Annotated in this window: 12 protein-coding genes; 3 read left to right on the forward strand and 9 right to left on the reverse strand. The window is 61.0% G+C overall.

The window, feature by feature from the left end:
* The first annotated feature begins 30 nt into the window (after positions 1 to 30).
* Positions 31 to 789 carry a hypothetical protein gene (locus WN982_RS34205; protein ID WP_341316433.1) on the forward strand — a complete coding sequence of 253 codons (759 nt, stop codon included), beginning with the start codon at positions 31 to 33 and terminating at the stop codon, positions 787 to 789.
* Between the two features lie 150 nt (positions 790 to 939).
* Positions 940 to 2,448: an MFS transporter gene (locus WN982_RS34210; RefSeq protein ID WP_341319509.1), complete on the forward strand. Its 1,509-nt coding sequence runs from the start codon at positions 940 to 942 to the stop codon at positions 2,446 to 2,448.
* 64 nt (positions 2,449 to 2,512) lie between these two features.
* Here the strand turns inward: WN982_RS34210 and WN982_RS34215 are convergent, their stop codons facing one another.
* The 7 genes from WN982_RS34215 to WN982_RS34245 form a co-directional block, all read right to left on the reverse strand.
* A complete protein-coding gene (locus WN982_RS34215; RefSeq protein ID WP_341316434.1) occupies positions 2,513 to 3,760 on the reverse strand; it encodes an enolase C-terminal domain-like protein in 1,248 nt (415 codons plus the stop codon).
* A gap of 55 nt (positions 3,761 to 3,815) precedes the next feature.
* On the reverse strand, positions 3,816 to 4,856 hold the full coding sequence (locus WN982_RS34220) for an L-idonate 5-dehydrogenase (RefSeq protein WP_341316435.1): 1,041 nt from the start codon (positions 4,854 to 4,856) through the stop codon (positions 3,816 to 3,818).
* A gap of 58 nt (positions 4,857 to 4,914) precedes the next feature.
* A complete protein-coding gene (locus WN982_RS34225) occupies positions 4,915 to 6,243 on the reverse strand; it encodes an MFS transporter (protein ID WP_341316436.1) in 1,329 nt (442 codons plus the stop codon).
* 107 nt (positions 6,244 to 6,350) lie between these two features.
* Positions 6,351 to 7,643: an MFS transporter gene (locus WN982_RS34230; RefSeq protein ID WP_341316437.1), complete on the reverse strand. Its 1,293-nt coding sequence runs from the start codon at positions 7,641 to 7,643 to the stop codon at positions 6,351 to 6,353.
* Between the two features lie 80 nt (positions 7,644 to 7,723).
* Positions 7,724 to 8,491, reverse strand: coding sequence for an SDR family oxidoreductase (locus WN982_RS34235; RefSeq protein ID WP_341316438.1), 768 nt, complete (start codon positions 8,489 to 8,491; stop codon positions 7,724 to 7,726).
* A gap of 149 nt (positions 8,492 to 8,640) precedes the next feature.
* Positions 8,641 to 9,360: a FadR/GntR family transcriptional regulator gene (locus WN982_RS34240; RefSeq protein WP_341316439.1), complete on the reverse strand. Its 720-nt coding sequence runs from the start codon at positions 9,358 to 9,360 to the stop codon at positions 8,641 to 8,643.
* Positions 9,361 to 9,492: 132 nt separating this feature from the next.
* On the reverse strand, positions 9,493 to 9,789 hold the full coding sequence (locus WN982_RS34245) for a FimD/PapC N-terminal domain-containing protein (protein WP_341316440.1): 297 nt from the start codon (positions 9,787 to 9,789) through the stop codon (positions 9,493 to 9,495).
* 444 nt (positions 9,790 to 10,233) lie between these two features.
* Between WN982_RS34245 and WN982_RS34250 the strand changes: the two genes are divergently transcribed.
* Positions 10,234 to 11,079: an alpha/beta hydrolase family protein gene (locus tag WN982_RS34250; protein WP_341316441.1), complete on the forward strand. Its 846-nt coding sequence runs from the start codon at positions 10,234 to 10,236 to the stop codon at positions 11,077 to 11,079.
* A gap of 551 nt (positions 11,080 to 11,630) precedes the next feature.
* Here WN982_RS34250 and WN982_RS34255 read toward each other — a convergent pair.
* Together WN982_RS34255 and WN982_RS34260 are read right to left on the reverse strand one after the other, a co-directional pair.
* Positions 11,631 to 12,758: a porin gene (locus tag WN982_RS34255; protein ID WP_341316442.1), complete on the reverse strand. Its 1,128-nt coding sequence runs from the start codon at positions 12,756 to 12,758 to the stop codon at positions 11,631 to 11,633.
* A gap of 267 nt (positions 12,759 to 13,025) precedes the next feature.
* A complete protein-coding gene (locus WN982_RS34260; RefSeq protein WP_341316443.1) occupies positions 13,026 to 14,039 on the reverse strand; it encodes an ABC transporter substrate-binding protein in 1,014 nt (337 codons plus the stop codon).
* Between the last annotated feature and the right edge of the window lie 138 nt (positions 14,040 to 14,177).

Here is a 14,177-nt window from a genome sequence, read left to right on the forward strand (position 1 = left end):
TTTGATCGATCAACGTGAGACCAAACCCCTATGAAGCTTCTGAATCGCCGGACTGAAACTGAAATCAAACCCATCCGGAAGCGCCGCGCGTTGTTGACCGCAGCCGGCCTCGGCGCGTGGCTGGCCTGCACGGCGCCCGTCGCACAGGCCGCGTCGAGCGGAGCCGGCGCGGGCAGGAAAGTCGTCATGGTCGTGCAACTGAACGGCCCCAACCTGGCCGTCGACCAGAAGATCGCCGCGCATCTCGGCGCGCGAGGCTACAGCGTGCGCATGCTGGATCAGGCGCAACCGCCTGAGGCAATCGGCGACGCCGATCTCGTCGTGATCTCGTCGACGGTTTCGTCCAAGCAGGTGCCGAGCGGCTGGCGCTATCTCGCCAAACCGTTGCTGACGTGGGAAAACGATCTGCTCGACGACTTCGCAATGACCGGCAAGCGGCACGACGTCGACTTCGGCGAAGCGGAGAAGGAACGCTATCTGTGGCTCGTCAATGCGCCCCATCCGATCGCGGCGGGTTTGCCCGCCGGCGTCACCAACGTCTACGGCAAACAGGCCGCGATGAGTTGGGGCAAGCCCGGACTCGGCGCAACCGTCATTGCGACGCTTTATGGCCAACCGGAGAAGGCAGCAATTTTTGCCTACGAGAAAGGCGCGACGATGGACTACGAATCACTGGCCCCGGCACGGCGCGTCATGTTCTTCCTGAACAACGACACCTTCGGCAACCTGTCGGCGGCTGGCAGCAGTCTGTTCGATGCGGCAGTGGATTGGGCTGCCGGGCTGAGTTGATCCACGCTCGAGCACGCAGCGTCGTGCGCTGAAGCGGCTTCGTCGCTGTTCGCGCCGGGCTTGTATAATCTGCCGCGCCCGCCGACTGTACGATCCCTATCCGTGACCCTCGCCCCGCCTGCCCTCACTTTCCGCAACGCCCTCTTCGCGATGCTCGGCATCGGCCTCGTCAACATGCTGGTCGCACTCGACCAGACGGTCGTCAGCACGGCGCTGCCATCGATCGTCGCGGAACTGCATGGCTTCGAGTACTACGCATGGATTGCGAGCGCGTACCTGCTGGCCTCGGTCGTGACGGTGCCCGTGTTCGGCCGGCTCGGCGACTATTTCGGCCGCAAGCGCTTCGTCATCGCGGCGGTCGTCACGTTCACCGCCGCATCCGTGCTGTGCGGCCTTGCCAACAACATGCTGTTCCTCGCGATCGCGCGAGGTCTGCAAGGCGTCGGCGGCGGAATGATGGTGGGCACCGCCTTCGCCTCGATACCCGACCTCTTTCCCGATCCCCGCGCGCGGGTTCGATGGCAGGTGGTGATGGCGGCGGCGTACGGGATCGGCACCGCGGCGGGACCGTCGCTGGGCGGCTGGATAAGCGAGCATTGGGGTTGGCGCGCCACCTTCCTGATCAACCTGCCGGTGGGTGCCGCCGCGTTCTATTTCATCTGGGCGCATCTGCCGAACTTTCATCGTCCTCGCGAAGGCGAGGTGCGTATCGACTGGCTCGGCGCCGGACTTGTCGCGCTCGCGCTGGGCGGCCTGCAGACATTCATCGAGGCGGTGCCGAAGGATGGCCTGACGACCGGCAACCTCGTGCTCGCAACGTGCGTGGTGGCCGCCGCGATTGCGTTGCTGATCTGCGAAAAACGCGCCACGCATCCGATCATTCCGCTCGACCTGTTCAGGGATGCGCAACTGGTCACGCTATTCGCGCTGTCGCTGCTGTCCGGCTTCGTGATGTTTTCGCTGATTTTTTTCGCGCCGCTTCTGTTGCAGGGCGGGTTCGGCTTGTCACCGCAACAAGCCGGTCTGCTCGCCACACCGATTGCAGCGTGTATCGCGATCGGCAGCCTGGTGAATACGCGCATCGTCATTCATCTGCGCCGGCCCACGAAAATACTGTCGACCGGGTTTGCGCTGCTGCTGTTCGCCTCCATCGGCCTGGCATTTGCCAATGCATCGACCCGGCATCTCTGGATCGAGCTGCCGATGGCCGCGGTAGGCATCGGACTCGGATTCATCCTCAACAACCTGAACGTGTTCGGGCAGGAAATTGCCGGGCGCGAACGCTTCGGCATCACAACGGCGCTATTGCAGTCCACCCGCATGGTGGGCGGAATGCTCGGCACGAGCATCGTGGCCACGGTCGTCTCGCATCACTACAGCAACGTGGTGACGCGCACCATGAGTGTGCTTGGCGAACCGGTGGCCGCGCAGTGGCTGCCGCGCTTTGTCGATTTGCGAATCCTCATCGACGAAGCGTTGAGAGCAAAGCTGGTCGCCGATATGAAGCCGTCCGGACTGAACCCGTTGGTCTTCATCGACGCCGCACGCGATGCGCTGGTTCAGTCGATTCATATCGGCGTCTGGTTGACCGCGGTTGCGTCGCTGGCGGCGGCGCTCCTTGTGCAAAGGATTTCGCACGTCGTGTTTCGCCGCAGTTGAGCACTTGAGCCCACGTCTGGGCCCGAATCACCGCTCAACGCTGCCAGGGCAGGAAACGTCATTGTCAAGGAGTCTGAAGCGTTCCATCCTTCAGCCGTGTTTGTGTCCAAGTGGTCACGGCGTTTTCGCACGGATATTTGGCGGCCTCGGCTTCGTCGATGTCCACGCCCAAACCCGGTTTGTCGTTGGCGTAAACGTATCCGTTCCTGAACTCAGGAAGGCCGGGAAATACATCCAGCAAAGCTGCCCTCGGCCCTTTGAGTTCCTGGATCACGAAGTTGGGCGGCTCGGTTCCGGACCATTCCTGCACGCCGAAATTGCGTGAAGCGAGATCGATGTGGATGTTCGCTGCATGCGCCAGCGGCGACATGTCGCCCGGACCATGCCACGCCGTCCTGACGCCGAATTGCTCGGCAAAAATTTGCAGCTTGCGTCCCGCCGTGATGCCGCCGATCTGGCTAAGGTGAACCCGGATAAAGTCGATCAAGCGCTCGGTGATCAGAAATCGCCATTCGGACGGATTGTTGAAGAGCTCGCCCTGCGCCAAAGGCGTGGTCGTCTTCGCCCGTAACTGACGCATCCAGTCGCCTTCTTCGAGCGCGATCGCGTCTTCGAGAAAGAACAGGTCGAACTGTTCCAACTCGCACGCGAAACGGATCGCGTCAACCGGCTTAAGACGTTCATGCGCGTCGTGGCACAAGGCAACATCGAAACCTATCTTGCTGCGAATGCCGTCGAACAGCTTGAGCGTTTCCCGCATGTATTTTCTGCTGTCGAGATAGACGCCGTCCGGGGCACCGTGGGGCGCACCCGACGGCGCCTTGCCATAGCCTCCTCCGCCGTAGCCGCCGCTCTGGCAGCGGATGTGGATGATGCCCTGCTCGCGATATTTCTGGATGTTCTCGCACAACTCGTTCAGGTCGCGGCCATCCGCATGGCGATAGATGGGCACACCCTCGCGGCACTTGCCGCCGAAGAGCTGGTAGAGCGGCATGTTCGCCATCTTGCCCTTGATGTCCCACAACGCCATATCGACGCCGGAGATCGCATTGTTCTCGATCGGACCGTTGCGCCAGTAAGCGTTCTGATGCATCAGTTGCCATAGTTCTTCGATCGCCTCGGCGTCCCGGCCGATCAGCAGCGGCCGCAGATATTCCTCGATCAGACACTTGACCGCGACATGCCGGTAGGCGAACGTCGCGCATCCGAGGCCGTACAAACCGTCCTGGCTGGTCTCCACCTTGACGACAATCAGGTTGATGCCTTCCGGCGCGGTCAGGATGACTTTTACATCGGTAATAAGGGTTGCCATTTTCTGTCTGCCAAAATCGAATCAATGAATTAGACGCCGCTTGTGTGGTTCTTCGTCAGAACGTGATCTGCACTTTCATCTGCGCGCTGCGATCCGCCGCAAGATCGAATGCCTCGATCGCGCGCTCGACAGGCAGCGTGGCGGTGATGATCGGCTTCACGTCAATGCGGCCTTCCTTGATGAGCCTTGCGGCCAGGGCATATTCGCCATGAAAGCGAAACGCGCCCTGCAGGCGGATTTCCTTGCCGACCAGCGCGTTGATCGGAATCGGCACGTCGCCGGTGACGCCGACCTGCACGATGGTGCCGCGCGGACGCAACGCCGGGATCACGTCCTTCAGCACAGCCGCCGCGCCGGTACATTCAATCGCGACATCGAAATAGCCCTTCTCCGCAGTGAATTCGTCCGCCTTCAGACCCCGCTCCATCGAGACGTTGAGCGTGCGACTGGCGCCCATTTCCGTGGCTTTCGCGAGCGGCGCGTCGTGGATGTCGGTGGCTACCACTTCGAGCGCGCCGGCATAGCGGGCGGCCGCCACCACCAGCGCGCCGATCGGGCCAGAACCAGTCACCAGCACACGCTTGCCGGTCACAGAACCGGCCTGACTGACCGCATGCAACGCGACAGCCAAAGGTTCAGCGCAGGCCGCCTCGCCAAGCGAGACCGCGGTCCCGACAGGTTCGCATTGATATTCCTCGGCCGCGATCAGTTCGCGAAACGCGCCTTGACTGTGCGGGACTCGCATTGCGCTGCCGTAGAACCACATGTCCGCGCAATGCTGCTGTTCTCCTGCCAGACAGAACTTGCAATGTCCGCACGGGCGGCTCGGATTCAGCGCAATGCGATCGCCGGGTTTGACGCGGGAGACCTTGCCGCCGACAGCCTCGACTGTCCCCGCGACTTCATGACCGAGCACGATCGGTTGCTTCACGCGTACCACACCGAAGCCGCCATGCAGGTAATAGTGCAGGTCGGACCCGCAGATTCCGCCGGCGCCGATGCGAACCAGCACCTGGTTCTCCCCGATGTCCGCCACATCGACGGACTCTATCCGCAAATCCTTTTCTGCGTGCAATACGCAGGCGCGCGCTTCCATGAAAAACTCCTGTTTCAATAATTTCGTTGGAGCCAAAGACCTCGCTGCTTCACGCGGCTCATTCGGGCAGCACGATGCGTTCGATCTTGCCGACGATAAACACATAAGACAGCGCGCCGATCAGCGCCAGTGAACCGATAAATACCAGCGCTGATTCGAAGTGTCCGTCCTTGACCAGCACGCCGATCATGATCGGCACGGCGACGGCCGAGAGATTGCCCATGAAGTTGAACATGCCGCCGGTGAGGCCGATCAGGCTCTTCGGCGCGAGCGCTGAGACAAACGCCCAGGTGATCGACGCCATGCCGTTACCGAAGAACGCCAGTGACATGAAGAGAATGATGGCGGTCTGGTCCTGAACATAGTTGGCGCCGACGATCGACGTGGCGAGCACGAGGCCGGTAATGACGGGCACCTTGCGCGCAAAGCCGACCGAGAACCCGCGTCTAAGCAAAAAGTCCGACAGAAACCCTGAACAGAGAATCCCGACATAGGCCGCGAGGAACGGAACCGATGCCATGAAACCCATTTTGATGGTCGTCATCCCGCGATACTTGACGAGATAGGTTGGGAACCATGTGAGGAAGAACCACAGGATCGACGACAGGCAAAACTGGCCGATGAACACGCCCCAGATATTGCGGTTCTTCAGCACATGTTTGAAATCGGCCCAACCGCCGTTCCTCGCGCTGCCCTGCTCGCCGACATCGACCAGAGCGCCGCCCTGGCGGATGTAATCGAGTTCGGCGGCGTCAGCTTTGCTGTCCTTCGGATCGCGGTAGAAAATGAACCACACAATGCTATACACGACACCTGCTGCGCCCGTGAAGAACAGCATGCCGCGCCAGCCGAACGTGGCCTGAACATAGACGAGCAGCGGCATGAAAAACGCGATGCCGACGTACTGCCCAGAGGTGTAGAACGCAATCGCAGTCGCTCGCTCACGCTCGGGAAACCACGTTGTGACGACACGGTTATTGGTCGGATACGAAGGCGCTTCGAACGTGCCGAGCAACACCCGCAAGCCGAAAAGCATCGAGAAGCCATTCACGGCCGCCTGCAGGCAGGTCGCCACAGACCATCCGCACAGCAGGATCGCATACAGGAGGCGCGGCTTCACGCGATCGACAAGCATCCCGCCTGGAATCTGCAGAATCGCGTACGACCAGCCGAACGCCGAGAAAATCAGCCCGAGTTGCACAGGACTCAGATTCAGGTCGCGTCCGAGCAGCGGAGCCGCCAGCGAAAGATTGCTGCGGTCCATGTAGTTGACCGCGATGCCGAGGAACAGTAGGAAACCGACAACGAAACGTCTTTTCGTGGCTTTGGCCGCGACCGCGGATCGCGCCTGCCCGTTGCTCAAGGTGGATGTGCTTTGGAATTTCATCAGCGGTCCCTTTGATTTGCTTGCCTGCCGCACAGGCAGGCGGCTGCCAGTCCTGCCCGGCTTGATGCGCCGGGAACGCAGGACTGGCGCGGGCAATTCGTTGAGCCTTACGTGCGACGCAGCGAGAGCGATCCTTCACGCTTCGCCTGCTCCTCCGAATACGCGGGCACGGTGATCATCAGGATGACCGAGAGCAGCAGAGCGCCCGCCATGAAGATGTATGAAACGGCGGGGCTGCCGGTCGCGCCGTTCAGATAGCCGACCACCCACGAACCGCAGAACGCGCCGAGCGCTCCGCACGCGTTGATAAGGCCAATCGCGCCGCCCAGCACGTTGCTAGGAATCAGCTCCGGCACGAGCGCGAAGAACGGACCATACGGTGCATACATCGTCGCACCCGCCACCACCAGCAGCGCAAACGAAATCCAGAAGTGCGACCCGCCGATCAGATACGAAGCCACGAATGCGATGGTCCCGATCAGCAGCAGCGGCCAGACGAACAGCTTGCGATTGCGCGTCTTATCCGAAAGCCAGGACGCGAGCAACATCAGAATGATCGCGGCAAGATACGGAACGGCGGCCAGCCAGCCGACCGACACGATATCGATCGTCGAAGCGGCCTTGAGAATCGACGGCAGCCACATGATGAAGCCGTACACGCCGACGCTCCACAGCGCGTGAATCGCGCAGCACTTCAGCACGATCGACGAACGGAACGCCGCCTTGTAATCGCGCACCGGCGCGATGTGCGCCTGCTCGGCCTTCAGACGCGCGTCGAGTTCGGTCTTTTCGGCGGCGGTCATCCAGGGCGCGTCGGCCGGCCGATCCTTCACCGTGAACCACCAGACCACCGCCCATGCGAGCGCCGGCAAGCCTTCAAGGACGAACATCTCGCGCCATCCGAAACTGTGCACCAGATAGCCCGATACCACCGACATCCACAGCACCGTCACCGGATTGCCGAGAATCAGGAACGTGTTGGCGCGCGAGCGTTCGCTGCGCGTGAACCATCGGCTGATGTACATCAGCATCGACGGCATCACGGCCGCCTCCACCACGCCAAGCACGAAGCGCAAGGCCATCAGCATCGGAATGTTGCTGACCATGCCGGTTGCCGCGGCGCACAGTCCCCACAGGATCAGGCTGAAGAAGATCAGCTTCTTCACGCTGTTGCGCTGCGCGTAGATCGCGCCGGGCACCTGGAACAGGCAGTAGCCGAGAAAGAACAGCGAGCCGATCAGCGACGACGTGCCGTGCGTGATGCCGAGATCCCTGTCGATTCCGGCCGCCGCGGCGAAGCCGTAGTTCGCACGATCGAGATAGGCGAGGCTGTAAGTGATGAAGATGATGGGCATCAGATACCACCATCTTTGGGTTGCTACGGGTTTGACGCTTTCCATGATGTCTCCAGATCGGTGCGGCGTACGGACTATCTGATGCGAGTGGCTGTTTGTTTTGCTCTACTCGCGTGGACCTGCATTTAAAGAACGGCCAGCCAGCCGCCGTCGACGTAGATAATCTGGCCGTTCACATAGCTCGACGCCTGCGAAGCCAGATACACCGCCGTGCCGACGAGTTCTTCCGGCTTGCCCCAGCGTTGCGAAGGATTGCTGCTCTTGACCCAGGCGTCGAAAGCGGCGTTTTCGATCAGCGGCTTGTTCATGTCGGTCAGGATGTAGCCCGGAGCGATCGCGTTCGCCTGAATGTTCGACGCCGCCCACTCGGCGCTCATCGCGCGGGTCAGCATCTTGACGCCGCCCTTCGCCGCCGTATAGGCGCCTACGGTCGCGCGCGCGGCTTCGCTCGTGAGCGAGCCGATGTTAATGATCTTGCCGCCGGTGCCGCGCGCAATCATCCGTCGTGCGGCTTGCTTCGCAACGATGAATGCACTCGTCAGGTTCGTATCGATCACACGCTGCCAGTCGTTCAGTTCGAGTTCGACGAGCGGCTTGCGAAACTGGATACCGGCGTTGTTGATCACGATATCGATCTGCACACCGTCCTTGTCCCATTGCGCGAATGCGTCGACGACAGCCCGTTCGTCGGTGACGTCGAACGCGCGGCCTTGTGCGTTGAATCCTTTGCTTTTGAGCCGGTCGACGGCTTCGTCAACCGTATCGGCGCGTGTGCCATTCAGGACGACGCTGGCGCCCGCAGCCGCGAGTCCTTCTGCCAGTGCGAAGCCGATGCCGCGCGCCGAACCGGTGACGAGCGCCGTGCGGCCGCTCAGATCGAATAACTGTGTCATGTGCTGATCCTCTCGATTCAGTTGCGAGGCGCGAGTGCGCCCCTCGCGACCATTGATACGTTCGCGATAACGTTAGTGTGGGGTCCTCGTTGGCGAGGCTGCCGGGCAGGCCGTTAGGCAGACCGCCTGGCAGCTAGCCAGGCAGTCAGCTAGGCGGGCTGGTCGTTGGCGGTGCGATTCAGGGCGGCGCGGTCCTCGAAATCCTTCTCGGCACGCTCGATGAGTGTCAGCACAGCCTGTTCAGCCGCTGCCGGATCGCCATTCTCGATCGCGACGCAAAGCGCTTCGTGCATCGGCAGCGAACGGGCCGGTCCACCGGCGATCTCGGAGCTGAGTTCGAAGCTCGTACGCAAGATCGCCGACAACGCGTTCTGCATCTGCTGGATGAACTGGTTGTGGCAGGCAGTGAGGACGGCGCCGTGAAACGCGAGGTCGGCGGGAACGTACTCGCCCCGGCCGGCGACCGCACGCTCCATTGCCTTGAATGCGCGCCGCACCGCGACGCGATCCTCTTCGGTCGCGCGCTTCGCAGCGAGCTTGGCCGCGTTCGGCTCGATGATCAGGCGCAGTTCCATCAGGTCTTCGACGAGACTCGGCTCGGTGGCGCCCGCTCGCGCACGCCACGTGATCACGTCCGGATCGAACAATTGCCATTGCGAGCGCGGCAGCACGACCGTGCCGTAACGGCGGCGCACCTCGAGCATGCCCTTGGCGGAGAGCGATTTCATCGTCTCGCGGATGGTGATGCGGCTCACCTGCATCTGCTCGGCGAGAACGGGCTCGGCCGGCAGAATATCGCCGGGCATGAATTTGCCTGAGCAAATCTGCTCGCCCATCTGATTTAGAACCTGCCTGTGCAAGGTTGCCACGATTTACTCTCTAGATCATACGTATGATGTAGAAAGATAGGCGCATGGAGGCCTCGCTGCAATTCGGGTTGACCCCAGGGTTTAGGCGCGGCGCCCGGCAGGTTGGCGGTTGACGCGGCAGAGGAACACCACTTACCCCGAACCGCCCGGCGGCTCGATCAGCGCCTTGTAGAAACACGGCGCCGCGCTGTCAGTCCCGTCCCGTGCAACGAAGCGCAACGCGTTGTGGCCCACCCAGTTGCCGTTCACGTAGAGGTCGGCGATGTACTCGCCAGGTTGCACCGGATTGCCGCGCTCGAAGCGCGATACGTCGACGCTCTGGCGTCTCGGCTTCATCAGGAACTGATCGTTGAACTGTACGTCGGCAACTATAGTCGAATCGGCGAACGCCAATGTCGGCCCCCAGGCCGCCAGCGCGCCGAGAATCAAGGCGTGGCTGCGCCTGAGCGCGTGAATTTCATTGTCATCCCCATTGATAAGTAATGGCCTGCTATTGAAAAACGTATGTACGGCGGGTTCAGAAGTAGCGTTGCGCTCAAACCGACCGCGCCGGTGACTATTATCTGGATGGGGCAAAAAGCGGACGGTTAAACAATGTCATGCGGGGATGGGGGAAGTTTGAAATAATGTTAAATAATTGATAATAAAGGATAAATTTTAATATCAAGGCTGAATTGGGTCGTATATAAGGCCGCCAGAGCCTCTCTGTCGCATCGAAAACCGGTAATCGCGTCGCCGCCTCAAGCTGACAAGACCGTATGGTTCGCTGAAATTTGGTTGTAAGTCGCCGTTGCTAGAGTCTCCGAGGTATTTTTCCGCTGAATGCAGGACGGTTTTCTTGCGGACACGCAGAAAGGACAGGAGCGACAACCCATGAATACAGCTCGTGCATTCTGGCTTATTCTGACGCTGCTTTTTACGAACCCTGCTTGGGCATTTCAGTCCAGGGTCGTCGCCATTCCCAGCGCCGCGATGCATAAATCGTTCGAGGCGACCGTGGTGCTGCCCGACCAATATATCCGCGGCAAAGAAGCCGCCCGCTTCCCCGTTGTCTATCTGTTGCACGGCTCCGGCGGTGACTACACCGACTGGACCACGAATTCGCACATCGCCAGGTTGGCGGACCGCTATCACGTGATCCTCGTGATGCCGGACGGCGGTCATGAAAGCTGGTACATCGACAGCCCGGTCGATCCGCGCAGCCGTTACGAAACGTACGTGGGTGCGGAAGTCGTGGCGTATATCGACTCGCATTTCCGCACGATTGCCGCGCGACAGTCACGCGCGATCACCGGTTTGAGCATGGGTGGCTTCGGCGCCTTGCACATCGCGCTGGACCGGCCGGACGCATTCGGTGCCGCCGGGAGCATCAGCGGCGCGGTCGATCCGCGCGGCTGCGAAGACGAGCCCGGCATCAACGAGGTATTCGGCGACCCCGCTCGACACGCTGCCTTCTGGAACAGCAAGGCGATCGTCGAAAATGCCCGCAGCTTTGAAAATGCCCATATCGCGCTGACTATCGATTGCGGCGTCAACGACTCTTTCGTCACTTCGAATCGCACGCTGCATGAGCGGCTCGTCGAGCTCGGCGTGCCACACGATTACGCGGAACGTCCAGGCGGACATACCTGGACGTACTGGGCGAATGCGGTCCAGTATCAGGTTCTCTTCTTCGCGACTTCATTCAAACGCAACGGCGGGTACGCGCAAAGTGCGTAGACGTGATGGGTTGGTTCGTTGCGCCGGCGCTGGGTAGCGCAACGAACGTGACGTGCGGCGTTGCTGATTGACCTTCTGCGGCGCTCTCCCGCTCCTGCTATCAAGGCAGAATACGCCCGGGTGCTTGCAACTCATTGGGTACGATGCGGAACGTCGTCCGGGAAGGGGTATGGCGCGTGGGGGCCGGGCCATTCCGCTACCGGTGGTCCGCGCAACGCATCGCATCCAGCGAGACCGACCAGAAAGCCGCACGTGAGTAAACCGGCGAAAACGCGCCACATCGTCGCTCGAGCGTTCATCGCACACCTCCTGCCATATGACGCAACGCTATTGCCTGGACCGCCGTTCGCTTCAAGGGAAACTTTCCTGGGCTCACCAGCAATGATCAGACAATTGACATCCGCGCCGGGGCAGGATGAATGCCGGGACTACACACCCCGACGCAGAAGACCATGATCTGCCGAAAATGAAAAAGCGGCGAGCGGATAAAATCCGTCGCCGCCATTCGGAGCACCTCGGTCAATGGAGGTGCTACGAGGAAATACCCCCGGTTAGAAGCGCGTGCGCACGCCGGTGGTCAGCTCGAGCTGGTTGGTCGCGCCAAAGGTGCTCCCCACCGTATAACCGCCATGCAGCTTCATGTAGTCGCCGGCGAGATACACTTCGGTTCGCTTGGACAGGTGATAGAAGACCGAACCGTACAGCGTTTCCTTGAAGCCGTTGTGGAGACCCGAGGTCGGATCGAACGCGCCGACGTTCGCGTTCGGAATATCGCCGCTGCTGTTGTACGCGGCGTTGTGCACGCGCATCTGCTGATAACCGAGTTCGTAGTCGAGCGGACCCTTCGGCGACAGTTTGAGCGACACCGTCCAGGCGTTGTCCTGGCGCTGGCCGAGCGCGCCCTGGTTGCCCAGGTAACGGAAGTAACCCGCGTTGGCGCGCAGAATGCCGAACGTGTAGTTGCCACCCACTGAGAACGACTGGTTGGTAAAGCCAACGCGGTTCACGTGGCTATAGAAGCCCGACACGTTGAACGGTCCGCCGTTGTAGCCGAGCGCAGCCTGATAGGTCGAGTTGGAGCCGAAGCTCGTCGAGTTGCCGAATGCGTAGCCTGCGCTGGCGAAGATACCGTTGCTGAACAGCTTCTTCCACGCCACGCCATTGCTATAGCGCGTACCGGTCGGGCCGGCCGCGTAGAAAATCATCTGCTTGAAGTTGTTCGAATTAGTAAAGCCACCTTCTTCCGTCGACAGTCTGGGGCTGCCATAGGCATCACCATAAATGGCTGCCGCGTCGCGGGCGATTGTATTCTGGAACCCTGCCGTGATCTTGCCGAACGTGTCGTTCTCGATACCGACCCATGCGTCACGGTCGAAGATCTGGCCCGGATCTTCCATCTGGCCGTTGGCGACCACGAATTCACTCTCCAGGCGGAAAATGATCTTCGAACCGCCGCCGATATCTTCCGCGCCCTTCAGGCCCCAGCGGCTGCCGCTGAACCACGGTTCGCCGTCGTTGCCCATGCCGATGACGTGATTGCCGTTCGCATCCGCGTGCGTCCGATAGGTCGGGAAGCTCAGGTCCATCAGGCCGTAAAGCTGGACGCTCGACTGTGCGTGCGCGCCGGTCGCGGCGAATGCGCCGGCCGTGACGGCCATCGCCAGATACTTTTTCTTCAAGATCGTCTCCTCAGATTACTACATTGAAATTTTCGTTTTTGCTGCACGCAGCGACGGCCAACCGATGAGTGCAATCCTAGTTACCTCAATCCTTCACGCTCCTTTCCCGTCTCACCTGTACAACTAAGTGAAATTACCGATGTACGAAGTAGCACCGGTGGCGCGTTATGAGGGGATCCCCGGCCGTCATGCTGAAATCGCGCAACGCGATCGGTGGCTTGCTGTCCTGCGAAATAAGACACATAAAAACGATCGGCAGGCGCCGGCTTATTTCCCACCGACAAACTCGTTGGTGTAGGTTTTCCCCAGCTCGATATGCTTGCCCTTGACCGACGGATTGAACGCCGACAACACCTTGAGCACGGTCGCCGGTCCATCCGCCGGCATCCTGCCGTCCGCCGTGTACATCGGCAGCGACGCCTTCAACGCGCTCACGTAGAGCGGCTTGTCCTTCTGATAGTCGTCGGGCATCTTCGCGGCGATTTCTTCCGCGCTATGCGTGTGGATGAACTGCATCGTGCGAACGAACGCGTGCGCGAGCTTCGCGGCTTCAGCCTTGTGCGAATCGGCCCAGGCCGCCTGCACATAGAGGCTCGACGCCGGGTAGGTGCCGCCCAACGCCGCCTTCGTGCCCTCGACCGAGCGCATATCGACCAGCACCTTGGCATCACCGGACTTCTGCAGTGCCGATACGGTGGGCTCCGTCGTCATGCCCGCGTCGATCCGGCCTTGCTTGATCGCCGCGATGAAGCTGGCGTCAGCGCCCACCGGCAGCATCGTGTATTCGGTCGACTGGATGCCGTGCTGGCCCGCGAGGTATTGCGTGAGGAAACTGGTCGACGATCCGAGGCCCGTGACACCGAGTGTCTTGCCCTTGACGTCAGCCATCGATTTGATCGTATCCGCGGCCTTCGTCGAGACCAGCTCCACCTCGCCCGGCACCTGCCCGAACACCACAATCGCCTTGACGTCCTTGCCTTTGGTTTGCAGGTCGATCGTATGATCGTAGAAGCCGACGACCGCCTGGACCGCGCCGGCCAGCAGTTCGTTTTCAGCGTCGACGCCAGCCGGCTGCGACAGCAGCTCGACGTCGAGCCCTTCGTCCTTGAAATAGCCGAGCTGTTCGGTCAGGCGCGCTGGCAGGTAAATCAGCTTTGTGATGCCGCCCACCATGATGGTGATCTTGCCGCTGTCAGCCGCCGTCGCCTGTTGCGAGGCAAGGCCGAACAGCAGGCTGGAAGCGATGGCGATATGGCGCAGCGTGCGAAAGCTCGGGGTCATCGATTGTCTCCGTTATTGTCTGCGGCGGCGGAATGCCGCCTGTCTACATTGACGGAGCGATTCTAGGCGCGCGAATCCTTCCCTCGGCTTTCACGGAGGGCGATGCGTAATACGGGATTTCCATTAGCTGCCGCTTGA

The organism is Paraburkholderia sp. IMGN_8 (assembly GCF_038050405.1).
Classification (GTDB): Bacteria; Pseudomonadota; Gammaproteobacteria; order Burkholderiales; family Burkholderiaceae; genus Paraburkholderia.